Origin of the sequence: Actinomadura sp. DC4 (genome assembly GCF_030406325.1) — a bacterium.
Lineage (GTDB): Bacteria > Actinomycetota > Actinomycetes > Streptosporangiales > Streptosporangiaceae > Actinoallomurus.
The window spans coordinates 63,046-88,103 of sequence record NZ_JAUEQY010000009.1 but is presented as its reverse complement, the minus strand read 5'-3'; the positions used below and the strand labels follow the sequence as shown (position 1 = coordinate 88,103).

The following is a 25,058-nucleotide window of genomic DNA, read 5'->3' as shown; positions in this document are numbered from 1 at the left end:
CCGTCACGCGGCCGCGGACTCGGCCAGGATGTGGTCCACCAGGGCGCGCGGCGTGCCGAGGTCGTGCAGCTCCTCGATGGTCTCGGACACGCCGAGCTCGCTCTTGAGCTGCGCGACGTACTCCACGGCCAGGATCGAGTCGAGGCCGAGGTCGATGAAGCCGGTCTCCAGGTCGACCTCCTCCGGCTCGACGTAGAGGATCTCGGCGAGCAGCCGGTGCACGGTCGACTCGACCTCGTCGCGCGCCGGTGCCTCCGTGGGTTCAGTGCTCATGGCTGTTCTCCTCGTTCGAAGGATGGGGTCATGCCTGCTTCGGCCAGCGGACCGCGGCCGCCGAGGCCATCTCTCCCGCGCCCGCGAAGCCGGCGAGCAGGACGAGCCCGCCGTCCGCGAGCCGGCCCGCCCGCAGCGCGTGGTCGAGGCTGACCGGCACACCGGAGCCGAAGAGGTTGCCGTACGAGTCGTAGGTGTCGAAGTGGCGCGCGCGGTCGATGCCCAGCGCCCGGCCCCAGTTGCGGAGCAGGAGACGGTTCGGCTGGTTCGTCACCAGCAGGTCGATGTCCTCGGGCGAGGCGTCGATCCGCTTGCAGACCTCGGTGACCACCTCGGGCACGATGAGGCTGCCGCGCTCGATGATGTTCTGCGCCTTGGTGTTGTCGAAGGCCACGTCCATCTCGGCGGTGCCCGGCTCCCAGTACAGCCGCCCGTCGCCGAGCTTGAGCTCGACGTCGGGCGCGGACTCGGGGAAGTGGTGCACCTGCGTCGCCAGGATCGGGGAGCTGTCCGAGGCGGTGACGAGCGCGACCGCCGCGCCGTCGCCGGGCACGGAGGCGTGCGCCGACTGGCGCACGCCCGGCTGGGTGAAGATCTTCCCCGCGGTCTGGGCCGTGCACAGCAGCGCCGTACGCGCGTTGTTCGCCCGCATCAGCGGCACGACCAGGCTCAGCATGTACGGGAAGACCGCGCAGTGACCGTTGTGCAGGTCGATGATGGTGTCCGGCCGGCAGCCGAAGCGGCGCGCGAGCTCGGCGCCCGAGCCCAGGAACGGCACGTCGGGCAGCGCGTTGTGGGTGATCAGGATGTCGACGTCGCGCGCCGTGTCCGAGCCGTGCCGCTCGAACAGCGTGGCCGCCGCGCGCTCGATCAGGTCGGCCCCGGTGTCCTCGCGCGCGGCGTACCTGCGAAACTCCGGCGCGCGGAACATCGGGTTGCGCAGCAGCGGGTCGTCCGGGCGGGAGTAACGCTCGAAGTACTCCCGCCCGACCTTGTCCGGCGGCAGGTGGCTCGCGACGTCGACCAGACTGACCGGCGTCACCTCAGCGCTCCTCGCCGGTCGCGACGATCGGGATGCCCCGGCTGTGGCGGTACTCCAGGATCGCCTTGATGTTCTCCAGCTCGATGAGGTGGCCGGGGTAGAACTGGTCCCAGAACTGGCCGACCCACTGGCGGTCCGGGCTCGGCGCCAGCTCGGGGTAGGGGTTCTTGTCGTAGTACGGGTGGTGGCAGTTGGTCCACAGGATGACCGAGCCGGGCTTCTTCAGGACCGTCTCCGCCGGGACCACGCGGAACAGGTAGATCATCCACAGGTCCTCGCCCTGGTCCCACGCGGCGTGGTAGTCGGCCGTCATCGCGTCGGGGTTGGAGTCGATGCGGACGTAGATCCGGGTGTTGCCGGACAGCTTGTCCCAGCCGACGTACAGGCCGGAGTCGTCCACCGGCTCCAGGTCACGGACGCTGTAGGTGTACTCCTCCTGGCTGTGCATGTCGGCCAGGTAGTCGAAGGTGTCGCGCGGCGGGCAGTTCACGTACGTCTGCAGCGTGCAGAAGTCGCCGTACACCTCTTCGCTGGTGTACGTCGGCTGGTGCTTCTGGGCGACGAGCTTGAAGACCTCCTCGTGCGGCATGGTCTCCACGCGCGCGACGCCCTCGATCTCGGCAAGCTCGGCCTCGGACACTCTCATCGCGGCGGTCCTTTCATCGGTTCGCGGCCAGGTGGGCCGGTTGCAGTAGCGGCAGGTACGGAGGGAGCTCCTCGGGCCGTACCTCGACGGAGACGAGGCGGGGCGACCGGCTCTCACCGGTCTCGGCCAGGAAGTCGTGCAGCTCCTCCAAGGTGGCGACGGTGGCGGACCGGAGCGCGGGGAACATCGCGGCCCCGGCGCCTGGATCGCTCGGCCGGAACCGGCTGTAGGCCGAGTCCCCGCCGTAGAACAGCTCCTCACGCGACAGGCAGGCGGCGTGCGCGTTGTTGTTGAAGATCACGAAGGTGATCGGCAGGTCGTACTCGACCGCGGTGTGCACCTCGAGGCCGTGCATGAGGAACGAGCCGTCGCCGGCGAGCAGGAACGTGCGCCGGCCGTTGGCGAGGGCGGCGCCGATCGCCGCGCCGAAGCTGAAGCCCATCCCGCCCATCCCCATGGCCAGGAGGCATCGGCCGCGCGAAGGCGCGGGCAGGAAGTGCATCACGGCGCATCCGGTGTTGCCCGCGTCGGAGATGACGTTGGCGTCGTCCGGGATGACCGCGGCGACCTCCTCGATCACCTCGCGGCAGGCGATGCGGGCGCCCTCGGTGCGCTCGTGCGGCAGGAACTCCACGCCGGGGTGCGGCGGGCACGGGCGGGGCGGCCCGCCGATCCGATCGGCGGCCAGCCGCAGGTCGGCGCGCAGCTCGCCGTCGACCAGCAGGACCGGCGCCCCGTCGTCGACGTACGGCGCGCCGCGCCCGAAGCAGACGATCGTCTTGCCGCCGAGGCCGTCCTCCAGCCCGCCGCGCGCCATCTGCGGGAATCGGGTGCCGACGAAGACGCAGGTGGCGGCCTGATCCAGCGCCCGCCGTACGCTCGGGTGGCCGCTGGCCCCCACCGAGCCGACGAAGCGCGGGTCCAGGTTGTCGAAGACGTCCCTGGCGTCGGGCTCGACCGCGACCCACGCGCCGGTCGCCGCGGCGAACTCCGCCAGCTCCGCGCGTGCGTCGGCGCGGGCCACGCCGCCGCCGGCGATGATGAGCACCGGCTCGGCGGTCAGCGCGGCGAGGGCGTCGCCGACCGCGCCGGCGGCGGCCCGGCCGGGGGTCAGGCCCGGTTCCGCGTACGGGCTGCTCGTCTTGGCCTGCTGCACGTCTTTGGGCAGCAGGAGTACGGCGGGGCCGCGGGGCTCGCTCAGCGCGGCGCGTACGGCACGGGCCACGACGTCCCCGACGGTCTCGGGATCCTCGACCCGCTCGCAGAACCGGGAGATCGGGGAGAACAGGGCCTGGGCGTCCATGGCGCCGCCGAGCCCGCTCTGGTCCTGGAACGCGCCGCGGCCCTCCAGCGCGGTGGGCGGCTGCCCCACCAGCGCGATGACCGGCACCTCCGAGGCGTACGCCTCGCCGAGCGCGGGCACGAGGTTGAGGGCGCCGCCCCCGGACGTGGCCATGACGGCGGCGAGCCGGTTGCCCGTCCGGTGGTACGCGTCGGCCATCGCCGCCGCGGAGAACTCGTGCTTGGCCACGACGGCCTCGACCGGCGCGGAGGAGCGGAACACCGCGTCGAACAGGTCCTCCACGTTGGCGCCGTGCACGCCGAAGACGTGCCGGACGCCCGCCACCGTGGCGAGCTGGTCGACGATGTGGTCCGCGACCCGGCGCGGCGGGTCGTCAGGCGTGCTCATTGACCACCTCGGCGAAGATGCCCAGCCCGGCCTCGATCGCCGCGACCGGCGCCGTCACCCCGATGCGGAAGCTCTGCCGCGCGTGCGGGTCCTCATGCAGGTGCGGGAGGTAGAACGGGGTCGAGGGGGCGAGCAGCACGCCCCGGTCGCGCAGCGTGAAGAACAGCTCGGCGGCGGGCACGCGCAGCTCCGGCAGATGGATCCACTGGAACTGGCCGCCGTCCACGGCGTGCAGCCGGAACGGCACCTCGACCTCGGCGTCGAGACGCTCGCGCACCAGACGGTGCCGCTCGGCGTACAGGCCGCGCAGCTCCTGTTCGCACAGCTTGACGTAGCGGTCGTCGCTCAGCAGGAAGGTGGCGGCGAGCTGCACGAGCTGCGCGGGGAAGGTCGAGACCCGCGACTGGAGCTCCGACAGCTCCTCGATCACCGGCGGCGCGGCGAAGACGAAGCCCAGCCGCTCCCCGGCGAGGGCGCCCTTGGAGAAGCTCTGTACCAGCATGACGTTGTCGCCCCACGGCATGCCCATCTCGCCGAAGGCGAGGCCGGGGATGACCGGGGCGTAGGCGTTGTCGACCACCAGGAGCGCGCCGGCCGAGGCGCACTCGGCGGCGAGGGCCGCGATCTCCTCGTCGCCGATGACGTTGCCGGACGGGTTGCCGGGCCGGGAGACGATCACCGCGCCGACGCCCTCGTCCAGGCGCCCGGCCGGCGGGACGTAGCGGAACTCCCGGTCGCCCAGCTCGGCCACGTCCGGCAGGAGCATGTCGTACGCGGCCTCGGGGTGGGTCCGGTATCCGGGGTACTCCGGGCCGAAGAACACCACCCGGCGGCCGCGCGCCGCCGTCAGCGCGGAGACGGCGTGGAACGCCGCCTGCGCGCCCGGCGTGATCAGGACCTCCTCCGCCGAGATCGGCAGGCCGAACCGGTCGCCGTAGAGCAGAGCGAGGCTTTTGCGCAGGTCAGGGTCGCCGAGCACCCCGTGATAGGAGCCGACGCGGGTGGCGAAGCTCTCATGGTCGACGGCGTCGCGGAACGCCTCGCGCACGCGCTCGGCGACGGGCGGGTGCGCCATCGGCATGCCCGTCGCCAGGTTGTGCCACCGCCCGTCCCGCGCCAGGAGGTACGGGACGAGGTCCGCCCAGTCGTCGACGCGCCGCGTCACCGGCGCACCTGGTCGCGGTGCCGGTCGCCGATGCCGCCGGGCAGGTCCAGCCGGCCGATCGGGGAGTAGTCGTAGCGGTCCACCGGGTCCGAGGACGGGGACTCGATCCGCTCGTTGGCCTCCAGCACCCGCTCGCGCACCTCGTCGCTGGCGAAGATGTGCCCGATGCCGTCGACGAAGGTGCAGCCGAGGTCGGTGAGGACCAGCCGCCGGTCGGTGACCTCCACGAGGCCGAGATCCTGCAGGCGGCGCAGCTCCGGCGCGAAGAGTTCGGTCCCGTCGATGCCGAAGGTCTTCTCCAGCCCGGCGAAGTCGACGCCACCGGCGCGGATGCCGAACATGACCGCCCGGCGTACGCGCTCCTCGTCCGCGAGGGTGTGGCCCTTCCAGACGCCGGTACGGCCGGCCGCGACCGTCTTCATGTATTCGGCGTTGTCGCACACGTTGTAGTACTGCGTGCCGCCGATGTAGCCGAAGCTGCTCACGCCGAGCCCGACGAGGTTGTCCTCCTCGATCGAGTCGAACTTGTTCTGCTGCTGCTGGGAGTGCTCGCCGGCGCGGGAGTAGTAGAAGACCGGCCCGCGCCGGAAGCCCTCCGCGCCCAGGACGTACTCGGCCATGTAGTGCATGACCAGGCGGTCCTCGGCGCCCGGGAAGTTCTCGGGGTTCTTGATGTACTGCCGGGTGATGGGGTCCGAGCGCTTGAACATCAGCGGGAAGATGTTGAACTTGCCGACCCCGGCCGCCAGGAGGTCGGTCATCGTGGAGTACCAGTTCTCGAAGGTCTGGAAGGGCAGGCCGAAGATGAGGTCGACGTTGAGGTTGTCGATGCCGCGGTCGGCGAGCAGCCCGAGGAGGCGGTAGACCTCCTCCCGCCCGTGCCCGCGGTTCAGCGTCGTGAGCACGCCCTCGTCCATCGACTGGATGCCGAAGACCCAGCGGTTGACGCGGCCCGCGGCGATGGCGTCGAGCCGATCCTCGTAGTCGGGGCGGCGGACCACGCCGGGGTGGAGCTCGAACGTGATCTCGGTGTCCGGGGTCACCTCGACGTTGCGCCACAGGTGCTCGAACAGGCCGGTGAGCTGATCGGCATTGAGATAGGAGGGCGTCCCGCCGCCGAAGTAGACCGACGACGCGGCGAGCCCCCCATCAGGGCCCACCGCCATCTGCTCCGAGACGACGCTGATCTCGCCGTGGATCGCCTGGAGATAGGCGTCGACCCGGTCGGTGCCGGCGTTGATCTCCTTGTAGAAATGGCAGAAGGTGCAGTACTGCTCGCAGAACGGCATGTGCAGATAGAGGTTCTGTGAAGGGGTCATCCCCTTGTAGACCTCGCTCTGGTCGATGTCGTGCAGGTATTTCAAGGGCGGATAGGTGCCGACCAGGTAATACTCCAGCGGAGTGCGGTAAACGCCGGCGGCGCGCAGTGGCTCGGTCTGGATGGCGGCGACCTGGGCACGGGCGTATTCGAGAGTCTCGCTCAGGCTCGGCGGTGTGGAGATGCCGCCGGGACCCCGTCGGAGCTGCTGTTCTGACAACAATCTTCCTCTCCGGCCCGGGGCGTTTTGGGGGGCGTGCCGGGTCGCTGCTGTGGAGCGAACAGAAAAGTAGCAACGGGAAACCGATTTTGGCCAGACTTCCCATTGGATAATTGTCGACCGTCCGAAATAGCCTGTCGTATCCGGATTGGGTTCTGCCAAAGTCGCACTAAAGCATTGATAAAGCGACTCAACCTGGGGATATCCCTACTTGACAGTCAGGAGGGCACGGTCCAAGGATGGGGCGGCCTAGGGTGCGGAGTTATTCGTTTCGGCGCTGACCTTTATCGCGGCGAGGGAGAGACCGACGTGACGGTGGACGATGGCACGCTCAACCTGGCCGATCTGCGGCGGCAGTACGCGTCGGACTCCGACGCCTGGCTGGAGCGGCTGCCCGCGGACCCGTGGGAGGAGTTCGCCCGGTGGTTCGCGCTCGCGCACGGCTCGCACGTGACCGAGCCGAACGCCATGGTGCTGGCCACCGCCTCCCCCGAGGGCGCGCCGCTCGTCCGTACGGTCCTGATGAAGGGTTTCGAGGCCGGCGAGGTCTACTTCTTCTCCCAGCGCGTCTCGCGCAAGGGCCGGCACATCGCCGCCAACCCGTCCGTGGCGCTGCTCTTCCCCTGGCACCCGATCGAGCGGCAGGTCGCGATGACCGGCGTCTGCACCGAGGCCGACCCGGCGCTGACCGAGCACTACTTCGCCGAGCGCCCCCGGCTGTCGCGGATCGCCGCGTGGGCGAGCGAGCAGTCCAGCCCGCTCGCCTCCTACGCCGAGCTGGACGAGCGCTTCCACGCCGAGCTCGCCCGCCACGAGGGGATCGACGAGGTGTCACTGCCCCCGCGCTGGACCGGCTACCGCGTGCGGGTGACCTCGATGGAGTTCTGGCGCGGCAAGGCCAACCGCCTGCACGAACGCGCCATCTACCGGGAGACCCCGGACGGCTGGTCGGTCGAGCTGCTCAACCCCTGACGTCGTACGCGTCGCGGGCGGCCGCGACCTCCTCGATGTGGGTCTCGGCCCAGTCCTTGATGGCGCGCATCACCGGCAGCAGGCTGACGCCCAGCGGGGTGAGCGCGTAGTCGACGCGTACGGGGACCGTGGGCGTGACCTCGCGCGAGACCAGCCCGTCGCGTTCGAGGGTGCGCAGCGTCTGGGTGAGCATCTTCTGGCTGACGCCGGCGACCGTACGGGACAGGTCGCTGTAGCGTCGCGGCCCGCCGGCGAGCGCGTTGAGGAGCAGGCTCACCCACTTGTCGCCGATCCGGTCGAGGAGCTGCCGGGCCGGGCAGGCCGCGAGGTAGGCGTCGTAGGCCCGGCGTGCCTCTTCGCGCCGCTCGGCCGTGGTGCGGGTGGTCATCGGGCTCGCTCCTCGGGGTGCTCTACGCACTCTGGAGTGCGTACTTCCCCGCAGAGAGTAGCTCTCCGTACGGTCGGTGGAAACCGTTCCGTTTCCTTGGGGGAGCTCATGCGCGCAGTCGTCGTCCGTGCCTTCGGTGGTCCGGGGGTCGTCGAGATCGCGGACGTGCCGGTGCCGGTCGCCGTCGAGGGCCAGGTCCGCATCCGGGTGGAGGCCGCGACGGTCAACCCGGTCGACCTGTTCACCCGGTCGGGCGGGCTCACCGACGCCGGCCTGCTGCCCGTACGGGACGTGATCGGCCTCGGCTGGGACGTCGCGGGGACCGTGTCGTCTCTTGGGCCCGGCGTGGTGGGTTTCGCGCCGGGGGACCGTGTGATCGGCCTGTCCGACCGGCTGGACGTGCCGCTCGGCACCCAGGCGGACGAGGTGGTGCTGGACGCGGACGCGGTCGCCATGGCGCCTTGCGGGCTCTCGCCGGTCGCGGCCGCGACGCTACCGCTGAACGGCCTCACCGCGGCACAGGCGCTCGACCTGCTCGGCCTGTCTCCGGGGGAGACGGTGCTGGTGACCGGGGCCGCGGGCGCCGTCGGCGGCTTCGCGGTCGAGCTCGCGGCGGCGCGTGGGCTGCGGGTGGTGGCGGTCGCCGGGGCCGACGACGAGTCGCTCGTACGGGGACTGGGCGCGGCGTTGTTCGTGCCGCGTACGGCGCGGCTGGGCGAGGCGGTCCGCGCGCTCGTTCCGGGCGGCGTGCACGGGGCGGTGGACGCCGCCGTGGCCGGTGTGGCCGCCCTCGACGCGGTCCGGTCGGGCGGAGCGTTCGTCGCGCTGGTCGGAGGGGGCGAGCCGCCGGCGCTCCGCGGGATCCGGGTCGTCAACCAGTGGATCCACGCCGACGGCGCCCGGCTCGCCGCCCTCGTCCGCCTGGTGGAGGCGGGCTCGCTGACACCGCGCGTCGCCGGAACCCTGCCCCTGGACCAGGTGGCGGCGGCCCACGAACGCCTGGCCGCCGGCGGCCTCCGCGGCCGCCTCGTCCTGACCCCCTGAAGGGCGCCGGGGTCGCTCCCCCTGCGCCCGGGACGGCGACGAGGCCGATCAGCAGTGGACTGAGTGGCGGGCAGCGGAAGTCCGCGGTGTCCCGCGCCTTACCGGCCTTAGGCTTGTACAGAGGGGGTCGGTTGAACAGGTCACGTGCGCACGGCTACCCGCGTCTCCCCGGCGGACGCCTGGACGGCAGCCCCACTGACTTCTCCGCCGGTCCCCCGCACTGGGCGTCTCACGCGGGCGCGCTGAATGAGGCCGTACGGGACGCCGTGACGGCCGCCCTGTCAACGGCCGAAGAGGAAGCTCGACAGCGCCGGAAAGCTAAGCGGGGACGCCTACGAACTGCTCGGCGATCCCTCCGCGGTGGACGTCGCCCTCCACCGGACCGTACGGCGCGCCGCCCTGACCAGCACCGGCACCCCCTTCGCCTGGCGTCCGGGCATGGAACCGCGCCTCGGGCTCGTCACCGACCTGGTCGGCCTCAGCCTGCCGGCCCTGCTCACCTCTCTCAAACGCCATCACCGCCGGATGACGCCCGATCGCCCCTGATGCCGGCCCCATGAACGAGGACTCGGGCACCTGGAACCCGCCCGGCGCCGCGCTGTTCGACGCCGTCGAGCGTAATGATCTGACCGCGGTCGAAGCGCTGCTGTCGCGGGGCGCCGACGTCGACGCGCCGGATCCGCGCCACCCCCCGTGGTACGCCGCACCCGCACTGGTGACGGCGGCCGGCCGGGGATACACCGAGATGGTGCGGTTGCTGCTGGCGAACGGCGCCGACGTCAATGCCCGCGATGCCGCGGGCGGCACCGCGTTGATCTGGGCGTGCAACGGAGAACGCGCCGACTGCGCCCGGCTGCTCCTTGCCGCCGGCGCCGACCCCCGCGCCCGCAACGATCTGGGGTACACGGCCTACGGCCGCATCCCGGAGCGGAACGAGGAGCTGCTGCGGCTGCTCGAAGAGCGCGACGGGCCGCATTAGGGGGTCTCGCGGGCTCGCTGGTAGTGACGGCGGGCCTTCATCCGGTTTCCGCAGGTGGCCATGGAGCACCAGCGGGCGTTGCCGGCCTTGCTCCGGTCGAGGAGGAACAGCCGGCACTCGTCGTTCTCGCACGGCTTCAACCGGCCCGTCTTCTCCAGTTCGCTCCAGGCGAGCACCGCGCGTACGGCCAGGTCACGCTCTGGTGGCACCTGCAGGACCCAGTGGACCGACCCGCCGGACACGTCCGGGACGTAGCTGACGCCGTCGAGGTAGGAGGTGAGAGCGTCCGCCTCACGCTCGCCGCGGATGATCGCCTGCAGGACGTCGCGCACCTCCCGTACGGCGTGCCGCTCCTCCGGCCCGGCTCCGCCGCCGCCGTGCTCGTGCAGCCACGCGCGGGCCTCGGCCGGGTCGGCGAGCCGGTCCTGCGGCACGCCGTCGATGACCGGCGTGCTGTTGAGCAGGTCCAGCAGGACGTCTTCCATCTCTAACCTCCATACTCCACTTGACAGGTTAGCGTACGCCTGCTGTAGTCAAACCATCAAAAGCCTTCAAGGGGGTTAGAGATGGTCTTCCACCGCTACGCGACCGTACGAGGCCGCCGGCTGTTCTACCGCGAGGCCGGGCCGGCCGACGCGCCGGTGCTCGTGCTGCTGCACGGCTTCCCGACCAGCTCGTTCATGTTCCGCGAGCTCATCCCGGCCCTGGCCGACCGCTACCACGTCATCGCGCCGGACCACCTGGGGTTCGGCCTGTCCGACGCGCCGCCGGTCGAGGAGTTCGACTACACCTTCGACGCCCTCGCCGAGTTGACGGCGGGCCTACTGGGGCGGTTGGGGATCACGCGCTACGCCATCTACGTCCAGGACTACGGCGCCCCGATCGGCTGGCGGCTCGCCCTGACCGACCCCGACGCGATCACCGCGATCATCACCCAGAACGGCAACGGCTACGAGGCCGGCTTCGTCCCGGACTTCTGGAAGCCCGTCTGGGAGTACGGCCGCGAGCAGACCCCGGAGACCGAGCCCGGCGTACGGGGGGCGCTGAGCCTGGAGGCGATCCGCTGGCAGTACGTCACCGGCGTGCCGGACGAGAGCGTGGTCAGCCCGGACACCTGGCATCACGACTTCGCCCTGGTCTCCCGGCCGGGCAACGACCGGGTCCAGCTCAAGCTGTTCGCCGACTACCCGACGAACCCGCCGCTGTACCCGCGCCTGCACGAATACCTGAGGTCGAGCCAGGTCCCGCTGCTGGCGGTCTGGGGCCGGGGCGACGAGATCTTCGGCCCCGACGGCGCCCGTGCGTTCGCCGACGACGTACGAGAGGCCGAGATCCACCTCCTCGACGGCGGCCACTTCCTTCTCGAGAGCGCGTTGACCGACGTCACCGGCCTGATCAGAGCCTTTCTCGACAAGACCGTGCCACCATCGGCGGACTCCTAATCATTCACATCGTGCGATACCGCCATTAAATCGCCCGACACTCGCGCGAATGGAACGCCTGCGCTCCCCAACACTTTCGATGTGGTGGCGATTAGGGTCACCCTGCCGCTAAATTCAGGCAGGACACTTCAACGCCCCCCGACCTTAGGGAGATCTGCCGATGGTGGCGCAGAACGAACCCTACGAATCCCCGGCGATCCGCGCGTACGCCATCACGCTCACATCCTGGCGAGAGCGCGCGGGCCTTTCCAAGACGCAACTCTCGGAGTCGCTCGGCTACACCGCACAGCTCATCGGCCAGATCGAGGGAGCGAAGAACATCCCCTCGAAGAAGTTAAGCGAAGACCTCGACACGTTCTTCAAGAGCAGCAACCTCTTCGTCGAGCTCTGGACGCTCATCAACAACACACGCCATCTCATCGCCCTGCCGCCGGGGTTCTCCAAGTACGTGGAGCTGGAGGCCAAGGCCACCAAGGTCTCGAAGTTCGAAGCGCTTCTCATCAGCGGACTCTTCCAGACCGAGGAGTATGCGCGGGCGATCATGAGTTCGTTCATGACGCCCGACGTGATCGAGGAGGCCCTTCAAGCACGGATGGCACGCAGAGAGATCTTCGACCGCCCGGCCTCGACTCCAACGTTCTTCATCGTCGACGAATGGGCGCTGCGACGCGTCATCGGATCGCCCGAGATCACTGGCGCGCAGCTCGATTATCTTCACGAACTCAGCACCCGGCCGAACATCAATATCCAGGTACTTCCTCACGACACGGAACACTACGTGGCCTTCTCTGGCAGCTTCACGATTCTGGGGCTCGACGACGAGCCGGATGTCGCTTACATCGAGGCAGCGGGGCAGGGAAATCTGATCACGGGCCCGGCCTCTGTCGCGCACTGCACTATGCGCTATGACTTGCTTCGGGGTCACGCGTACTCTGTGGCTGAGTCGCGACGCGTCATCCGGACGATAATGGAGAGCCTATGAAGTCTCCGGACCTGCCTACCCCTCACTGGCGCAAGAGCACGTACAGCGGCGCCGAAGGCGGGGATTGCATCGAGGTCGCCCTTCTGGCGCCTCACGCGGCGTCACCTGAAGTGCCCCGCACTGGGTCGTAGGGGCGTTCTCCCCTCACTGGCCGACGACGCGGGCCTTCTCGGCGGCGTACTCGGCGTCGGTGAGTTCGCCCTCGCGGTGGCGGCGGTTCAGGTCGACGAGTTCGCGGATGCGCAGCGTGCTCGGCGACACCGGCTCGGGGATCGTGTCCTGGGGCTCCGGGATCGTGTCTTGGGGGGCTGGGATCGTGTCTTCGGGCTCTGGGGGCAGGCCGAGGAGGACTTCGATCCCCTCGACAGGGCGGCGGTCCGCCGGGCCTTGACCGAAGTCGATCATGACCCGGTTGCGGTTGTGCCGGCTGACCGCGACCTCCACCGTCGTCCCTGTCCCGAATCCCCTCTGGCACACCCGGCAGACCGTCTCGTACGGACGTCTGCCGGCGACGCTCACCCGCAGGCGGTACTTGTACACGCGGGATCCGCCGTACCGCCCGCCGCCGGCCGAGACGGTCATGCCGGTCGCCTCGGCCGAGAGCACGTCCGCCCTTCCCCGCAGGCCGTGGGCGAGCAGCCGCCGGTCGCCGTGCTTGTACACCGCCATGGCGAGGGATATGGCATAGACGAACGGTCCCCACCAGAGGACCGACACCACCGCGACGGCCACGGGGACTCGCGCCGTCTCCGGCAGAGCGTGAAGGCGCTCGATGCCGATGGCCAGCGGCAGGAAGGCCGCGCACATCACGGTGAAGACGGTCCAGCAGAGGAAAGAGATCCTTCCCACGGTCATCAGGAAACCGCCTTCCTGACATGCCGATATGTGTCACCTATATGGATGATCGGTTGCCTCGCCTGGTTCACCCGAGCAACGCGGGAAAAGCGACCTCGGCGTCGTGTCCGGGATTCCACAGCGAACGATGAGAGCTGGGGCGCGCCAGTAGCTCCGCGTGGGTGCCGCGGTCGGCGACCCTGCCGTGGGAGAGGACGATGATCTCGTCCACCGCCTCCAGACCGGCCAGGCGATGCGATGCGTCACGAGCAGGGTCGTACGGCCCTCGGTGACGCCCAGCAGGTCCGCGGTCAGGCCGGCGTCGCGCAACAGCTCGCCGGCGGTCGCCACCTCCAGGTGCTCGGTCGGCTCGTCCAGCAGCAGGAGCCGACACGCGCGCCCAGGCCCGAGGGCAAGCCGTCTCCACCCACGGCGACGACCGAGCACGGCGCGTCGCGTCGCGAATCCTCCCTCGCGGGCGGGTGGGCGGGTGGACTGCAGGTTCTGCCCAGCCGAGAAGGGTGTTCCCGACGATCAAATGTCGGACGATTGCCCCCGATAACGCGGACCGCGGCAATTCCGAAGAAGCCCGGCCCCCTAGCCGGAGCACCGGAGAAAACGAGTGATTCTTTTCAATGCCCGTTATGTCTATGTCGAACGGCCGCGCCATTAGCTATTATGTTCGAATGGCTGGGATGGTTCTTCCGGGGGGAGGGATTCGGCGTGAATGGTCTGTCCGCCGATGACCTGACGCCTCTCGATCTGTTCGGGGCTGATGCCCGCGATGTGGGTGATGGCGACCTTGTCGAGTTGATGGTGGAGGCGCGGCGGGCGGTCTCGCGGTTGCAGGCGGTGGAGTTGGCGGCGGTGGCGGAGCTGGCGCGTCGCCGTGCCGCGGAGGAGCAGGTCTGCGGTGTCGGGGTGATCCCGGCGGGTGAGTACGTCAATGACGAGGTGGCCGCGGCGCTCACCTTGACGGCGGCGTCGGCCGATGAGCTGGTTCGGTTCGCGACCGGGTTGGTCGGCGGGTTGCCTGCGACGTTCGCGGCTTTGGCGTGTGGGGATTTGGATTGTTGCCGGGCTCGTGCGGTGTGGCAGGGGATGGGACAGGTCGGTGTTGAGGTCGCGGGGGAGATCGAGGCGCGAGTGCTGGCGCGGGCGGCGGGGCAGACCACCGGTGAGATCCGGGCGAAGATCCGCCGGCTGGTCCGACGTCTGGACCCTGGCGCGCTGTCCCGGCGGCGTGAGCACGCCGAGCGGGCGCGTGATGTGCAGCTGCTGGCCACTGATGACGGCACCGCGCACCTGACCGGCCTGGACCTGCCCGCCGACACCGCGACCGCGGCCCGTAACCGGATCAACGCGATCGCCGCCGGCCTCAGAAGCGACGGTGACCGGCGTGCCATCGGGCAACTACGCGCCGATGTCTTCCTCGGCCTGCTCTCCGGCACCCTCAACACCGGCGAACCCCCGCCGACACCACCCGCCAGGCCCCCGCGACACCGGCCCACGGCGACGAGAGCTGGACGGGGATCGATGACGCGATCGCCGACGCCATCGCCCACGCCGCCCGCACCCATCTCCCGGCGCTCTCCGGGCTTCCCGCGCTCGCCGGACTCGTCGGGCATCTGCGGCCCGACACCATGCCCGAACGGCACCGGCACCTCGCCCGCCTCATCACCCGAGCAGGCGAACGCATCGCGGAGTCCCTCGTCGGCCTGAAGACCCGCTGGTGCGTACCGGCCCCGGCACTGGACTCGGCGCATGGCCACCACGACCACGGCCACCACGGCTACCGGGTGCCCGCCGCCATGCGCCGTCTCATCGAACAACGCGACCGCCGATGCGGGTTCCCCGGCTGCCGGCGCCCAGTCCGCCACTGCGACGCCGACCACACCACCCCCTACCATCGGGACGGCCCGACCTGCCCGTGCAACATCGCCATGCTCTGCCGCCGCCACCACACCCTGAAACAAACACCCGGATGGCGACTCCACCACCTATGGCCCGGCGTCCTCCTCTGGACCACCCCCACCGGACACTGGCGAATAACCGCCCCCGCCGACCGCGAATAACACCCTTTGGCGCTTCACCCATTGCCGCCGCCCGCTCCTCACCACCCCGCTCAGTCGCTGACTCGTAGCGGGTCGTAGCGGCGTTCAAGCTCCCACATCGAGCGGTACGGACCGAGGCGGGCCAGTAGCTCCGCGTGGGTGCCCCGGTCGGCGACCCTGCCGCGGGAGAGGACGATGATCTCGTCCACCGCCTCCAGACCGGTCAGCCGGTGCGTCACGAGCAGGGTCGTACGGCCCTCGGTGGCGCTCAGCAGGTCCGCGGTCAGCTCGTCGGCGGTCGCCACGTCCAGGTGCTCGGTCGGCTCGTCCAGCAGCAGGATCGGGAAGTCGGCCAGCAGCGTACGCGCCAGAGCGATGCGCTGGCGCTGGCCACCTGACACCCGTGCCCCGTGTTCGCCGACACGCGTGTCCAGACCCTCCGGCAAGGCGGAGACCCAGGACAGCAGGCGCGCCCGTCGCAGCGCGTCGTGGATCTCCTCCTCCGTCGCGGACGGGCGGGCGAGCCGTAGATTCGCCCCGATCGTCGTGTCGAACAGGTGCGCGTCCTGGCCGCACGATCCCACCACCCGGCGTACGTCGTCGCCGGACAGCGAGCGAACGTCGACGCCGTTCAGCGACACCATGCCCCCGGCCGGTTCCAGGAGCCGCAGCAGCACCGTGGCCAGCGTCGTCTTGCCCGAACCGCTCGCGCCGACGACCGCGCACCGCCGCCCCGGCCGAAGGTCCAGGGACACGCCGTCGAGGGCGTACGGCCCATCGGGCGTCCACCGGGCCCGCAGGTCACGGACGCGCAGGACGTACGGCGCCGAAGGCAGAGCGGCAGGCGCGAGAGGCTCGCGCACCGGTTCGTCCCGGTCCAGGACGGCGAAGACGCGAGAGGCGGAACGGCGGACCCGTTCGAGGTACTGCGCGGCGAGCGGCAGCCCCGCGACGACCTCGAACGTCGCCAGCGGCAGCAGTACGACCACCGCGAGCAGCACGCCGTCGAGCCGCCCCGAGCGTACGGCCGGCACACCGACCGCGAGGCCGCCCCAGACCGCCAGCCCCCCGGCGAGAGTGGACAGGGCCGCGCCGGCCCCGGCGGTCGTGGCCGACCGGGCCGCCGTGCGGGTGTACGCCTGGTCGAGCCGCGCGGCCTCGGCGAGCCGGGCCGGCGCGGCACCGTACACCACCAGCTCCGGCGCGCCCTGGAGCGAGTCGACGACATGGGTGGTCATCTCGCCGCGCAGCTCGGTCCCCCGCCGCTCCGAACGCCGCGCCAGGACCGCCGACAGCCACGGCGCGAGCACCCCCGCGACCAGCAGGGCGGCGAGCAGCACCACCCCCGCCGACGGCAACAGGGCCCAGGCGAGCCCGACCGACGCACCGCCGACGACCGCGGCCACGGCCCCGGGCAGCAGCGCCCGCAGGTAGAGATCCTGCACCGCGTCCACGTCGGCGACGAGCCGGGCGAGCAGGTCGCCGCCGTGCAGCCCGGACCGCGGCACGAGCCGCTCGTACACCCGCGCCCGCAGGTCGGCGAGGATGCGGAAGGTCGCGTCGTGGCCGGTCAGCCGCTCGGCGTACCGGAACACCCCACGCCCGATCCCGAACGCCCGCACCGCGACGATCGCCACCATGAGCGTGAGCACCGGCGGATGCTGCGCGGCACGCGAGATGAGCCAGGCCGACGTCGCCATGAGCCCGACCCCGCTCCCGAGCGCCAGCACCCCGAACAGCACCGCCAGCAGCAGCCGCCCACCGGACGGCCGGGCCAGCGCGAGAAGCCGCCTCATCCCGCCACCTCCGCCGGCTCACCGCGGACCGCGAGGTCGCCCGGCACACCAGAGAACAGGTCCGACGCGAGCCTCTCACCCGCCGGACGGCTCGGCGCGAGGAGCCCTCTCATGGCCGCCACACCCTCGACCCCGACGCGCACCGTACGGTCCGCCGACATGGAACCCCTCGCGACCGGCCGCCAGACCGCATCCGCCCCACCGCCGAGCCGCAGCGCGAGAAGCCGTCTCATGCCGCCACCCCCGCCGGCTCGACCCCGACCGTTCGGTCGGCCAGTGCCGCGAGCGCCGGACGGTGGGCGACCAGGACGACCGTGCGGCCGGCCGCCAGCCGCCGTACCGCCGCGACCACCGCCGCCTCGCTCTCCGCGTCCAGGTTCGACGTCGGCTCGTCCAGCAGCAGCAACGGCGCGTCCCGCAGGAACGCCCGCGCCAGTGCGACTCGCTGCCGCTGCCCCGCCGACAGGCCAACACCGCCCTCCCCGATCGGCGTCGCGAAACCACGCGGCAGCGCCTCGATGAAGTCCAGGGCCGAGGCGGCACGCGCCGCCTCCCGTACGTCGGCATCGGAAGCGTCCGGACGGCCCAGCCGGATGTTGCCCGCGACCGTGTCCGCGAACAGGTACGGCCGCTGCGGCACCCAGGCGACCTGGGCATGCCACGCGGACGGGGCGAAGCCGCCCAGGTCGGCCCAGTCGACGAGGACCCGCCCCGCCGACGGCCGCACGAACCCGAGCAGTACCGCGAGCAGCGTCGACTTCCCGGCCCCGCTCGGACCCGTGAGCGCCACGACCTCCCCCGGATGTACGGTCAGCGAGAAGTCCGACACCGCCGGGCGGTCCCCGTACCGCACCGTCACCCGGTCCAGGCGAAGGGTCGCCCGCGCCGGAACGTCGGTACGGACACCCGACGCGGGCAGCGGCGTCGAGACCACCTCGAAGATCCGCGATGCGGCGGCCAGGCCTTCGACGCTCGCGTGGTACTGCGCGCCGACCTGGCGCAGCGGCAGGTACGCCTCCGGCGCGAGGATGAGCACGAGCAGCGCCGTCCGCAGCGAGATCTCCCCGTTCACCAGCCGCAGCCCGATGGAGACCGCGACCAGCGCCACCGAGATCGTGGCGAGCAGTTCGAGGACCAGCGCGGACAGGAACGCGACCCGCAGCGTCGACATGGTCGCCCGCCGGTAGCGGTCGGTGACCGCGCGGATCGCCTCCGCCTGCGCCCGCGCCCGGCCGAAGACCTTCAGCGTCGGCAGGCCCGTGACGGCGTCGAGGAAGTGCCCGGCGAGCAGCGTCAGCGTCCGCCACCGGCGTTCCATCTTCGCCTTGGTCGTCAGCCCGACGAGGATCGCGAAGACCGGGATGAGCGGCAGGGTCAGCGCGATCGTCAGCGCCGACAGCCAGTCGCCGAACAGGATGCGCAGCCCCACGGCGGCGGGCACGATGACGGCCAGGACGAGCTGCGGCAGATAGCGCGAGAAGTACCCGTCCAGAGCGTCGATCCCCCGCGTCGCCACGGTGGCGAGCTCTCCGCCGCGCTCGCCGGACAGCCACCCCGGCCCGAGCCGTACGGAATGTTCCAGCAGCCGCCCGCGCAGCTGCGACTTCACCGCGGCCGACGAGCGGTGCGCGGCGACCTCCTGCAGCCAGGCGACGAGCGAACGGCCGGCGACCACGGCGAGCAGGAGCAGCAGAGGCGTACGCGAAGAAGCGAGCGAGGCGCCGCCGAGGAACGCCCGGCTGATCATGTCGGCCAGCAGCGTCGCCTGCGCGATGATCAGCCCCGCCGTGGCGGTGCCGAGCGCCACGGACGCGACCAGGTAGACCCGGGTCGTACGGGCGTACCGCAGCAGGCGTGGATCGAGGGGTTTCACTTCGCCGCTCCCGGGATGTGCGCGACGCCGATCCGGCGGCGGAACACCCAGTACGTCCAGCCCTGGTACAGCATGACCAGCGGGGTGAACACCACCGCGACGATCGTCATGATCTTGAGGGTGTACGGGGTGGCGGCGGCGTTGGTCGTCGTCAGGCCGTTCGCCGCGTCGATCGTGGACGGCATGACGTGCGGGAACAGCGCGAGGAACAGCGTCGCGACGACGAGCGCGATGGCCGCGCCGGTGCCGGCGAACGCCCAGCCCTCCCGGCCCCGCGCATTGGCCACGGTCGCGGCGGCCAGCGCGGACGCGGCCGCCGCCACGGTGATCCAGGTCGCCGGCCGCCCGTACAGGAGCTGGGTCAGCAGCAGATAGAGCCCGCCGACGGCGAGGGCCGCGACCACGGCGGCCCGCGCGACCCGGCCCGCCCGCCGCCGTATCTCCCCCGTGGTCTTCAGCGCCAGGAAGACCGCGCCGTGCAGCACGAACAGCGTCAGCGTGGCGGCCCCGCCGAGCAGGGCGTACGGGTTGAGCAGGTCGAGCACGGTCCCGGCGTACTCGTGCCCGGCGTCCAGCGGCACCCCGCGTACGAGGTTGGAGAAGGCCACGCCCCACACGAACGCGGGCACGAGACTGCCCCAGAAGATCGCCCGGTCCCACCGGCGGCGCCAGCGCGCGTCGTCGCGCTTGCCGCGGTACTCGAAGGCCACCCCGCGCACGATCAGCGCGAGCAGGATCGCCAGCAGTGGCAGGTAGAAGCCGCTGAAGAGCGTGGCGTACCACTCGGGGAACGCGGCGAAGGTCGCGGCGCCGGCGACGATGAACCACACCTCGTTGCCGTCCCAGACCGGGCCGATGGTGTTGATGAGCACCCGGCGCTCGGTGTCGTCGCGGCCGAGCAGCGGCAGCAGGATGCCGACGCCGAAGTCGAAGCCCTCCAGGAAGAAGTATCCGGTCCACAGGAAGGCGATGATGATGAACCAGACGGTCGTGGTCGCCATGACGTCCCTCTCAGTAGGCGAAGGTGAGTTCGGCCTCGTCCTCGCCGCCGGGCCGGGCGAGCGCCTCGTCCTCCGAGAGCGGCCCGGCCTTGACGTAGCGCACCATCAGCCCGGCCTCGATGACCATGAGGACGCCGTACAGCGTGGTCAGCGCGATGACCGAGATGAGCATCGACGTCGCGCCGACCCTCGGTGAGACGCTGGAGGCGGTCTTCAGCACGCCGTAGACCGACCAGGGCTGGCGGCCCATCTCGGTGAAGATCCAGCCGGCGGAGTTGCCGACGAACGGCAGCGCGAGTGAGAGCACGCCGATCCGCCACACCCAGCGGTTCGCCGGCAGCCGCCCGCGCCGTAGCAGCCACAGACCGAGCAGGGCGATCAGCGCGGTGGCGCCGCCGACCCCGACCATGATCCGGAAGTTCCAGTACGCGAGCGGGATGACCGGGCGGTAGTCCCCCGGCCCGTACTTGGCGACCTCGGCGGCCTGGACGTCGTCGATGCCCTGGACCCTGCCGCTGAAGCTGCCCGTGGCCAGGAACGACAGGAGCCGCGGCACCTTGACGCTGAACACCTCACGCCCGCCGTCGAGAGTGCCCACGGTGAAGATCGAGAACGAGGCGGGCCGCTCGGTGCGGTACAGCGCCTCGGCGGCGGCCATCTTCATCGGTTGCTGGGAGGTCATCACCTTGCCCTGGAGGTCGCCGGTGACGGCGACGCCGAGCGAGGCGACGAAGGTGACGGCCAGGGCCATCTTCAGCGACGGCCGGAAGACCTCGACGTGCCGCCGCCGGGCCAGGTGCCAGGCGCTGACGCCCACGACGAACAGGCCCGCGGTGACGAAGGCGGCGGTGATCGTGTGGGGGAAGGCGACGAGCATCGTGGAGTTGGTCAGCACGGCCCAGAAGTCGGTCAGCTCGGCCCGGCCTCCGTGGATGCGGTAGCCGACCGGGTGCTGCATCCAGGAGTTGGCGGCGAGGATGAAGTACGCCGACAGCAGCGTGCCGACCGCGACCAGCCAGATGCACGCGAGGTGGATCCGCTTGGGCAGCCGGTCCCAGCCGAAGATCCACAGCCCCAGGAAGGTCGACTCGAGGAAGAAGGCGAGCAGGCCCTCGATCGCCAGCGGCGCGCCGAAGACGTCGCCGACGAACCGGGAGTACGCGCTCCAGTTCATGCCGAACTGGAACTCCTGCACGATGCCGGTGACGATGCCCATCGCGAAGTTGATCAGGAAGAGCTTGCCCCAGAACTTGGTGGCGCGGAGGTAGTGCGTCCTGCCGGTGCGCACCCACGCCGTCTGCAGGCCCGCGACGAGCGCCGACAGGCCGATCGTCAGGGGGACGAAGAAGAAGTGGTAGACGGTGGTGATCCCGAACTGCCACCGGGCGATGTCGAGCGGGTTCATCCCGCGGCCCCCTATCTACTACAGCTCGTAGTACTACATCTTGTCGTAGACTACCGCCCGTAGTACTACACAACGTAGCTTTAGAGCCCGTACGGGCTGAGGGGTATGTCACGTCGCGGGACGGGGCTCCGTCGTAACCGGCGAACCCTCCAGAACGGGAGACCCGCCGTGACCATCCTGATCCGCCTCGCCCTGGCCGTCCTCTTCCTCGACGAGCTCGTCGTCGGGTTCTGGAACCAGGCGTTCCCCCGGAGCTTCTACGACCACTTCCCGACAGTGGACCTGATGCCGCCGTTCAGCGAGCACTACGCCCGCGACTTCGGAGGCGCCACGCTCGGCGTCGCCCTGCTCCTCGGGATCGCCCTGGTCGTCCCGCGCCGGGCCTACGTCGTCCCGGCCGCACTGGCCTTCTCGGTCTTCGCGGTCCCGCACTTCGTGTTCCACGTGGAACACCTGGAGAACGCGACCACGGGCCAGGCCGTCTTCCTGACGACGGCGAACGCGGCCGTAGCGCTGCTCGGCCTGCTCACCGTCGTCCTCGCCGGTGCCGGCGGCCGGCGTGACGCCGGCCGCCGGCACCCCGTCACGTCAGGCCGCTGACGTGGCCGGCCGGCCGAGATGGCGGGCGTAGAACCCCACCTCATGCTCGATCTCGAACCTGGGGATCTGGTGGTGCCCGCCCGGGTTGGCGTGCAGCGTCTTCTCCTCCGAGGCCAGGGCGTCGAACAACGCCAGACCGGATCGGCGGTCGATCTCCGCGTCGTCCCAGGGGAGCAGGAACAGGATCGGGATGGTCACCAGCCTCGCCGCCTCCGTCAGGGCCTCGTACACGAGGGGTGCGCCGAAGACCGCCGCGGTGATCCGGGGTTCGACCGCCGCCAGCGACAGGCCGATCACGGTGCCCAGCGTCGTGCCGCCGTACCCGATCGGGGCCTCGGCGCCGATCTCGGGCAGCGCCTGGAGGGCGTCGAGGGTCGCCTGCCAGTCCGGCACGGCGCGCTCGGCCAGTGCGGCGTTGTACTCGGCGATGATCGGGCCGATCGGCTCACCCGCCGCCCGCGCCTGCGGGATGGCGATACGGGCCCGCTCGTCCTGCGCCGTGCGCGGCCGGTCGCCGTGCCCGGGTGCGTCGATGGCGGCCACGGTGAACCCGCGATCGGTCACGTAGCGGCGGGCCCGGGCGAGAATTCCCGGTGTCCTCTTGTCCAGGCCGCCCGTGTGCCCCAAAAGAATCAGGGGCGCGTTCTTCGAGCCGGAGACGGGTGACCAGAGCACGCCGGGGACTTCCCCCACGGTGAAGTCGCGTTCGACGACGCCGGCTGACGACGTCTCGGTGGTGAATCGCAAGGAATGCATGGGTTTCTGCCTTTCGGGAGTGCCATGGCGCTCCCGGCGACCCCTACGTCAGCCGCCCGACCGTGAACACGTGGGGAGCACCCACATCATTACCGCGTTCATGGGTCTCACCTCCTCACGTCCTGTCACGACCTCGCCGTACGCTAACAGCCGGGGCGACACCCCGCCCAACCCTTTTCCGGCGGACGTAGGGTGTAGGCGCCTCCGGGAGACGGCGGAGGCGGCACTTCGCCGGGGAGGTGGGCATGCCGCAGAACGACGAGCTCGCCATCGCGCTGGCGGACATGGCCCGGGACCTCCTCGCCCAAGAGACGCTGCAGTCCACTCTCGACCGGATCTGTGAGTACGCCGTCGACCTGGTCGAGGGGTGCGAGGCGGCCGGCATCTTGACCGTACGCCGCCGGGGCGCCGGATACTCCGTACGCAGCCTGGCCTGCACGGACGACCTGGTGGAGGCCTCGGACTCCCTCCAGGAGGAGGTGGGCGAGGGCCCGTGCTTCGACGCCACCCGCGACCGGCGTGAGGTGCTGCGGATCGCCGACCTCGCCGACCAGGCCGAGCGCTGGCCGCGGTTCACGCCCCGCGCGCGGGAGCTGGGGATCTCCAGCATGATCGGCTTCCTGCTGTTCACGTACGACGAGAACCTCGGCGCGCTGAACATGTACTCCTCCCGGCCGCACGCCCTGACCGAACGCTCCGAGCGGATGGGCTGGCTGCTGGCCTCCCACGCCGCGGTCGCCTTCGCCAGCGCGCGGTCCGACGCCGACCTGCACGCCTCGATCGCCTCACGGACCGACATCGGCCAGGCGACCGGCATCGTCATGGAACGCCTCAGGCTCACCGAGGACGAGGCGTTCGCCCTGCTGGCCAAGGCATCACAGGACGGCAACGTCAAGCTGCGCCACCTGGCCCGCCACGTCGTCGACACCGGCGAGATCCCCGGCCGCTGACCTGGGGCGTACGTTGGAGTGGATGGAGTTCACCGAGGTGACCGTGGCTCCGCCGGGGCGACGATGAGGGCCGCCGGCCGGCCGGCGCTCGTGCGCAGCGACCCCGCGGAGCCCGGGATCCGGCGGCAGCGCTGCGGCCGTGGCTTCCGCTACCTCCACGACGGGGCGGCTCCCGTACGCGACGCGCGGACGCTCGCCCGCATCAAGGCGCTGGTGATCCCGCCCGCCTGGCAGGACGTCTGGATCTGTCCCGACGCGAAGGGGCACATCCAGGCCCTGGGCACCGACGCCGCGGGACGGCGGCAGTACCGCTACCACGACCAGTGGCGCGAGGAGCGGGACCAGGAGAAGCACGACCGGGTGCTGGCGTTCGGCCGCATCCTGCCGTGCGTCCGTGAGGTGATCGACCACGACCTGCGAGGTACGGAGCTGAGCCGCGAGCGCGTCCTCTCGGCCGCGATCCGCCTGATCGACCTCGGCTTCTTCCGCGCGGGCAGCGGGGAGTACGCGGCGGACAACGGCACGTACGGCCTGGCCACCATCCGCCGGGAGCACGTGGTGTGCTCGGGCGACACGATGGTCTTCGGCTACCTCGCCAAGGGCGCCAAGCAGCGCGAGCTGGCCATCGTGGACGACCAGGTCATCGGTGTCGTACGGAGCCTCAAGCGGCGCCGGAGCGGCGGCGAGGAGCTCCTGGCGTACCGCGACGGCGGGCGCTGGCACGACGTGACGGCCACCGACATCAACGACCATCTCCACGCGGTGACGGCCGGCGACTTCACGGTCAAGGACTTCCGCACCTGGCACGCCACCATCCTGGCCGCCGTGGGCCTGGCCGTCTCCGCCGCCGCGGCCGGCGCGACCGCCCGCAAACGCGCCGTCGTAAGGGTCGTGCGCGAGGTGGCCGACTATCTCGGCAACACCCCGGCCGTCGCGCGGGCGTCCTACATCGACCCGCGCATCATCGAGCTGTACGAGCGCGGCGTCACCGTCGAGCCCGCGCTCGCCGACCTCGGCAAGGACCGCGGCCTGGGCGAGCTCGCCACCGGCGGGCCGGTCGAGAGGGCCGTCCTGGAGCTCCTCGCCGGTCAGTCCACGCCGACGAGCTCGGCCGCGACGCGGACGCGGAAGCCCTCCAGAAGGTCCGCCTGACGGTCCGCCCGTGCCAGCAGGTCCTCCAGGCGTCCCCGGTCGAGGCGGTCGTCGCGGTCGGCCAGCGTCTGGAGCGTACGCCAGCAGGCGCCCTTGCCCTCGACGCCGAGACGCATGGCCTCGAACTCCACCAGGCCGCTCAGCGGGGACCGGTCGAGCAGGCGGCCGTTCGGCTTGAGCCGGCCGGCCTTCTCGGCCACCCAGCCCAGCAGCGCCTTGTACTGCCGTACCGGGACGCCGAGCGCCGCCATCATCTCGATCAGTGCGGCGCGGTCGCCGGCGACCTCGGCCGCGAAGTCCGCCAGAGCCTGGGCGTCCTTGGACCCGCGATAGGTCCGGGCGATCCGCGAGGCCAGCTCCGTACCGAACGTGGCGCCGGTCAGGTGGTCGTTGAGATAGATACCGAGCAGGGCCGCCTCGGGCCGTACGTCGGTTTCGGTGGTTTGGGATACGTCCATGTCGTCCCCCTCTACGGG

28 protein-coding genes are annotated in these 25,058 nt (G+C 71.0%); 11 read left to right on the top strand and 17 right to left on the bottom strand.

Annotation, left to right across the window (positions count from 1 at the left end; translation table 11 throughout):
- Window positions 1–3: 3 nt before the first annotated feature.
- Genes QWU11_RS16815 through QWU11_RS16790 form a run of 6 tightly spaced genes read right to left on the bottom strand, consistent with a single transcriptional unit; the run spans window position 4 to window position 6,354 of the window.
- The gene (locus QWU11_RS16815; protein ID WP_290109330.1) at window positions 4–273 is read right to left on the bottom strand and encodes an acyl carrier protein; all 270 of its coding nucleotides are present in this window, start codon (window positions 271–273) and stop codon (window positions 4–6) included.
- 28 nt (window positions 274–301) lie between these two features.
- Window positions 302–1,315, bottom strand: coding sequence for a 3-oxoacyl-[acyl-carrier-protein] synthase III C-terminal domain-containing protein (locus QWU11_RS16810; protein ID WP_290109312.1), 1,014 nt, complete (start codon window positions 1,313–1,315; stop codon window positions 302–304).
- 1 nt (window position 1,316) lies between these two features.
- The gene (locus QWU11_RS16805; protein ID WP_290109310.1) at window positions 1,317–1,961 is read right to left on the bottom strand and encodes a hypothetical protein; all 645 of its coding nucleotides are present in this window, start codon (window positions 1,959–1,961) and stop codon (window positions 1,317–1,319) included.
- Between the two features lie 13 nt (window positions 1,962–1,974).
- The gene (locus tag QWU11_RS16800; RefSeq protein WP_290109299.1) at window positions 1,975–3,651 is read right to left on the bottom strand and encodes a thiamine pyrophosphate-binding protein; all 1,677 of its coding nucleotides are present in this window, start codon (window positions 3,649–3,651) and stop codon (window positions 1,975–1,977) included.
- Window positions 3,638–4,816: an aminotransferase class I/II-fold pyridoxal phosphate-dependent enzyme gene (locus QWU11_RS16795; protein ID WP_290109285.1), complete on the bottom strand. Its 1,179-nt coding sequence runs from the start codon at window positions 4,814–4,816 to the stop codon at window positions 3,638–3,640. Before QWU11_RS16795 ends, QWU11_RS16800 begins: the two co-directional genes overlap by 14 nt.
- Entirely contained in the window at window positions 4,813–6,354 is a 1,542-nt protein-coding gene (locus QWU11_RS16790) for a coproporphyrinogen-III oxidase family protein (protein ID WP_290109277.1), read from the bottom strand. The genes QWU11_RS16795 and QWU11_RS16790 overlap by 4 nt, the downstream gene beginning before the upstream one ends.
- Window positions 6,355–6,663: 309 nt before the next feature.
- On the opposite strand from QWU11_RS16790, the gene pdxH reads away from it, so the two are divergent.
- Entirely contained in the window at window positions 6,664–7,326 is a 663-nt protein-coding gene (gene pdxH / locus QWU11_RS16785; protein WP_290109266.1) for a pyridoxamine 5'-phosphate oxidase, read from the top strand.
- On the opposite strand, the gene QWU11_RS16780 is transcribed toward pdxH, so the two are convergent.
- Entirely contained in the window at window positions 7,316–7,714 is a 399-nt protein-coding gene (locus QWU11_RS16780; RefSeq protein ID WP_290109264.1) for a helix-turn-helix domain-containing protein, read from the bottom strand. The genes pdxH and QWU11_RS16780 overlap by 11 nt on opposite strands.
- A 108-nt stretch (window positions 7,715–7,822) precedes the next feature.
- Here QWU11_RS16780 and QWU11_RS16775 point away from each other — a divergent pair, with 108 nt between their 5' ends.
- The 3 genes from QWU11_RS16775 to QWU11_RS16765 all read left to right on the top strand — a co-directional run bounded on the left by QWU11_RS16775 (window position 7,823) and on the right by QWU11_RS16765 (window position 9,737).
- A complete protein-coding gene (locus QWU11_RS16775) occupies window positions 7,823–8,758 on the top strand; it encodes an NADP-dependent oxidoreductase (RefSeq protein ID WP_290109261.1) in 936 nt (311 codons plus the stop codon).
- Window positions 8,759–9,118: 360 nt separating this feature from the next.
- Window positions 9,119–9,304: a hypothetical protein gene (locus QWU11_RS16770; protein ID WP_290109233.1), complete on the top strand. Its 186-nt coding sequence runs from the start codon at window positions 9,119–9,121 to the stop codon at window positions 9,302–9,304.
- Between the two features lie 10 nt (window positions 9,305–9,314).
- A complete protein-coding gene (locus tag QWU11_RS16765; protein ID WP_290109227.1) occupies window positions 9,315–9,737 on the top strand; it encodes an ankyrin repeat domain-containing protein in 423 nt (140 codons plus the stop codon).
- Here the strand turns inward: QWU11_RS16765 and QWU11_RS16760 are convergent.
- Complete coding sequence (locus QWU11_RS16760) at window positions 9,734–10,222, bottom strand: CGNR zinc finger domain-containing protein (RefSeq protein WP_290109226.1); 489 nt, start codon at window positions 10,220–10,222, stop codon at window positions 9,734–9,736. The two genes, QWU11_RS16765 and QWU11_RS16760, sit on opposite strands and share 4 nt — an antisense overlap.
- Window positions 10,223–10,303: 81 nt before the next feature.
- Here QWU11_RS16760 and QWU11_RS16755 point away from each other — a divergent pair, with 81 nt between their 5' ends.
- The 3 genes from QWU11_RS16755 to QWU11_RS47325 all read left to right on the top strand — a co-directional run bounded on the left by QWU11_RS16755 (window position 10,304) and on the right by QWU11_RS47325 (window position 12,292).
- Window positions 10,304–11,179, top strand: a complete 876-nt coding sequence (locus QWU11_RS16755) for an alpha/beta hydrolase (protein ID WP_290109218.1) — start codon at window positions 10,304–10,306, stop codon at window positions 11,177–11,179.
- A gap of 160 nt (window positions 11,180–11,339) precedes the next feature.
- A complete protein-coding gene (locus QWU11_RS16750; RefSeq protein WP_290109217.1) occupies window positions 11,340–12,161 on the top strand; it encodes a helix-turn-helix transcriptional regulator in 822 nt (273 codons plus the stop codon).
- Window positions 12,158–12,292 carry a DUF397 domain-containing protein gene (locus tag QWU11_RS47325; protein WP_354670854.1) on the top strand — a complete coding sequence of 45 codons (135 nt, stop codon included), beginning with the start codon at window positions 12,158–12,160 and terminating at the stop codon, window positions 12,290–12,292. Before QWU11_RS16750 ends, QWU11_RS47325 begins: the two co-directional genes overlap by 4 nt.
- A 13-nt stretch (window positions 12,293–12,305) precedes the next feature.
- Here the strand turns inward: QWU11_RS47325 and QWU11_RS16745 are convergent, their stop codons facing one another.
- Both QWU11_RS16745 and QWU11_RS16740 read right to left on the bottom strand, forming a co-directional pair.
- On the bottom strand, window positions 12,306–13,010 hold the full coding sequence (locus QWU11_RS16745; RefSeq protein ID WP_290109216.1) for an SHOCT domain-containing protein: 705 nt from the start codon (window positions 13,008–13,010) through the stop codon (window positions 12,306–12,308).
- A 73-nt stretch (window positions 13,011–13,083) separates the two neighbouring features.
- The gene (locus QWU11_RS16740) at window positions 13,084–13,227 is read right to left on the bottom strand and encodes a hypothetical protein (RefSeq protein WP_290109215.1); all 144 of its coding nucleotides are present in this window, start codon (window positions 13,225–13,227) and stop codon (window positions 13,084–13,086) included.
- A gap of 446 nt (window positions 13,228–13,673) precedes the next feature.
- Between QWU11_RS16740 and QWU11_RS16735 the strand changes: the two genes are divergently transcribed.
- The gene (locus QWU11_RS16735) at window positions 13,674–14,717 is read left to right on the top strand and encodes a DUF222 domain-containing protein (protein ID WP_290109214.1); all 1,044 of its coding nucleotides are present in this window, start codon (window positions 13,674–13,676) and stop codon (window positions 14,715–14,717) included.
- Window positions 14,718–15,120: 403 nt separating this feature from the next.
- Here QWU11_RS16735 and cydC read toward each other — a convergent pair whose 3' ends face one another.
- From cydC to QWU11_RS16710, 5 genes are read right to left on the bottom strand one after another with little or no spacing between them, the layout of a single operon-like run.
- Window positions 15,121–16,845: a thiol reductant ABC exporter subunit CydC gene (gene cydC, locus QWU11_RS16730; protein WP_290109213.1), complete on the bottom strand. Its 1,725-nt coding sequence runs from the start codon at window positions 16,843–16,845 to the stop codon at window positions 15,121–15,123.
- Window positions 16,842–17,078 carry a hypothetical protein gene (locus QWU11_RS16725; RefSeq protein WP_290109212.1) on the bottom strand — a complete coding sequence of 79 codons (237 nt, stop codon included), beginning with the start codon at window positions 17,076–17,078 and terminating at the stop codon, window positions 16,842–16,844. The genes cydC and QWU11_RS16725 overlap by 4 nt, the downstream gene beginning before the upstream one ends.
- Entirely contained in the window at window positions 17,075–18,718 is a 1,644-nt protein-coding gene (gene cydD, locus QWU11_RS16720; protein WP_290109211.1) for a thiol reductant ABC exporter subunit CydD, read from the bottom strand. The genes QWU11_RS16725 and cydD overlap by 4 nt, the downstream gene beginning before the upstream one ends.
- Window positions 18,715–19,719: a cytochrome d ubiquinol oxidase subunit II gene (gene cydB / locus QWU11_RS16715; RefSeq protein WP_290109210.1), complete on the bottom strand. Its 1,005-nt coding sequence runs from the start codon at window positions 19,717–19,719 to the stop codon at window positions 18,715–18,717. Before cydB ends, cydD begins: the two co-directional genes overlap by 4 nt.
- Window positions 19,720–19,729: 10 nt before the next feature.
- Entirely contained in the window at window positions 19,730–21,124 is a 1,395-nt protein-coding gene (locus tag QWU11_RS16710; RefSeq protein WP_290109209.1) for a cytochrome ubiquinol oxidase subunit I, read from the bottom strand.
- A 168-nt stretch (window positions 21,125–21,292) separates the two neighbouring features.
- Between QWU11_RS16710 and QWU11_RS16705 the strand changes: the two genes are divergently transcribed.
- Complete coding sequence (locus QWU11_RS16705; protein ID WP_290109208.1) at window positions 21,293–21,724, top strand: hypothetical protein; 432 nt, start codon at window positions 21,293–21,295, stop codon at window positions 21,722–21,724.
- On the opposite strand, the gene QWU11_RS16700 is transcribed toward QWU11_RS16705, so the two are convergent.
- Window positions 21,713–22,480, bottom strand: coding sequence for an alpha/beta hydrolase (locus QWU11_RS16700; RefSeq protein WP_290109207.1), 768 nt, complete (start codon window positions 22,478–22,480; stop codon window positions 21,713–21,715). The two genes, QWU11_RS16705 and QWU11_RS16700, sit on opposite strands and share 12 nt — an antisense overlap.
- Window positions 22,481–22,725: 245 nt before the next feature.
- Between QWU11_RS16700 and QWU11_RS16695 the strand changes: the two genes are divergently transcribed.
- The gene (locus QWU11_RS16695; RefSeq protein ID WP_290109206.1) at window positions 22,726–23,430 is read left to right on the top strand and encodes a GAF and ANTAR domain-containing protein; all 705 of its coding nucleotides are present in this window, start codon (window positions 22,726–22,728) and stop codon (window positions 23,428–23,430) included.
- Between the two features lie 63 nt (window positions 23,431–23,493).
- On the top strand, window positions 23,494–24,582 hold the full coding sequence (locus QWU11_RS16690; protein ID WP_290109205.1) for a DNA topoisomerase IB: 1,089 nt from the start codon (window positions 23,494–23,496) through the stop codon (window positions 24,580–24,582).
- Here the strand turns inward: QWU11_RS16690 and QWU11_RS16685 are convergent.
- A complete protein-coding gene (locus QWU11_RS16685) occupies window positions 24,519–25,040 on the bottom strand; it encodes a hypothetical protein (RefSeq protein WP_290109204.1) in 522 nt (173 codons plus the stop codon). The two genes, QWU11_RS16690 and QWU11_RS16685, sit on opposite strands and share 64 nt — an antisense overlap.
- Window positions 25,041–25,058: the final 18 nt, after the last annotated feature.

What these genes read in the sequence shown, in the direction of transcription:
- QWU11_RS16815 (WP_290109330.1), bottom strand. Translation starts at nt 273, where the DNA reads ATGAGCACTGAACCCACGGAGGCACCGGCGCGCGACGAGGTCGAGTCG.
- QWU11_RS16805 (WP_290109310.1), bottom strand. Translation starts at nt 1,961, where the DNA reads ATGAGAGTGTCCGAGGCCGAGCTTGCCGAGATCGAGGGCGTCGCGCGC.
- QWU11_RS16800 (WP_290109299.1), bottom strand. Translation starts at nt 3,651, where the DNA reads ATGAGCACGCCTGACGACCCGCCGCGCCGGGTCGCGGACCACATCGTC.
- QWU11_RS16780 (WP_290109264.1), bottom strand. Translation starts at nt 7,714, where the DNA reads ATGACCACCCGCACCACGGCCGAGCGGCGCGAAGAGGCACGCCGGGCC.
- QWU11_RS16775 (WP_290109261.1), top strand. Translation starts at nt 7,823, where the DNA reads ATGCGCGCAGTCGTCGTCCGTGCCTTCGGTGGTCCGGGGGTCGTCGAG.
- QWU11_RS16765 (WP_290109227.1), top strand. Translation starts at nt 9,315, where the DNA reads ATGAACGAGGACTCGGGCACCTGGAACCCGCCCGGCGCCGCGCTGTTC.
- QWU11_RS16760 (WP_290109226.1), bottom strand. Translation starts at nt 10,222, where the DNA reads ATGGAAGACGTCCTGCTGGACCTGCTCAACAGCACGCCGGTCATCGAC.
- QWU11_RS16755 (WP_290109218.1), top strand. Translation starts at nt 10,304, where the DNA reads ATGGTCTTCCACCGCTACGCGACCGTACGAGGCCGCCGGCTGTTCTAC.
- QWU11_RS16750 (WP_290109217.1), top strand. Translation starts at nt 11,340, where the DNA reads ATGGTGGCGCAGAACGAACCCTACGAATCCCCGGCGATCCGCGCGTAC.
- QWU11_RS47325 (WP_354670854.1), top strand. Translation starts at nt 12,158, where the DNA reads ATGAAGTCTCCGGACCTGCCTACCCCTCACTGGCGCAAGAGCACGTAC.
- QWU11_RS16735 (WP_290109214.1), top strand. Translation starts at nt 13,674, where the DNA reads ATGTTCGAATGGCTGGGATGGTTCTTCCGGGGGGAGGGATTCGGCGTG.
- cydC (WP_290109213.1), bottom strand. Translation starts at nt 16,845, where the DNA reads ATGAGGCGGCTTCTCGCGCTGGCCCGGCCGTCCGGTGGGCGGCTGCTG.
- QWU11_RS16725 (WP_290109212.1), bottom strand. Translation starts at nt 17,078, where the DNA reads ATGAGACGGCTTCTCGCGCTGCGGCTCGGCGGTGGGGCGGATGCGGTC.
- cydB (WP_290109210.1), bottom strand. Translation starts at nt 19,719, where the DNA reads ATGGCGACCACGACCGTCTGGTTCATCATCATCGCCTTCCTGTGGACC.
- QWU11_RS16710 (WP_290109209.1), bottom strand. Translation starts at nt 21,124, where the DNA reads ATGAACCCGCTCGACATCGCCCGGTGGCAGTTCGGGATCACCACCGTC.
- QWU11_RS16700 (WP_290109207.1), bottom strand. Translation starts at nt 22,480, where the DNA reads ATGCATTCCTTGCGATTCACCACCGAGACGTCGTCAGCCGGCGTCGTC.
- QWU11_RS16695 (WP_290109206.1), top strand. Translation starts at nt 22,726, where the DNA reads ATGCCGCAGAACGACGAGCTCGCCATCGCGCTGGCGGACATGGCCCGG.
- QWU11_RS16690 (WP_290109205.1), top strand. Translation starts at nt 23,494, where the DNA reads ATGAGGGCCGCCGGCCGGCCGGCGCTCGTGCGCAGCGACCCCGCGGAG.
- QWU11_RS16685 (WP_290109204.1), bottom strand. Translation starts at nt 25,040, where the DNA reads ATGGACGTATCCCAAACCACCGAAACCGACGTACGGCCCGAGGCGGCC.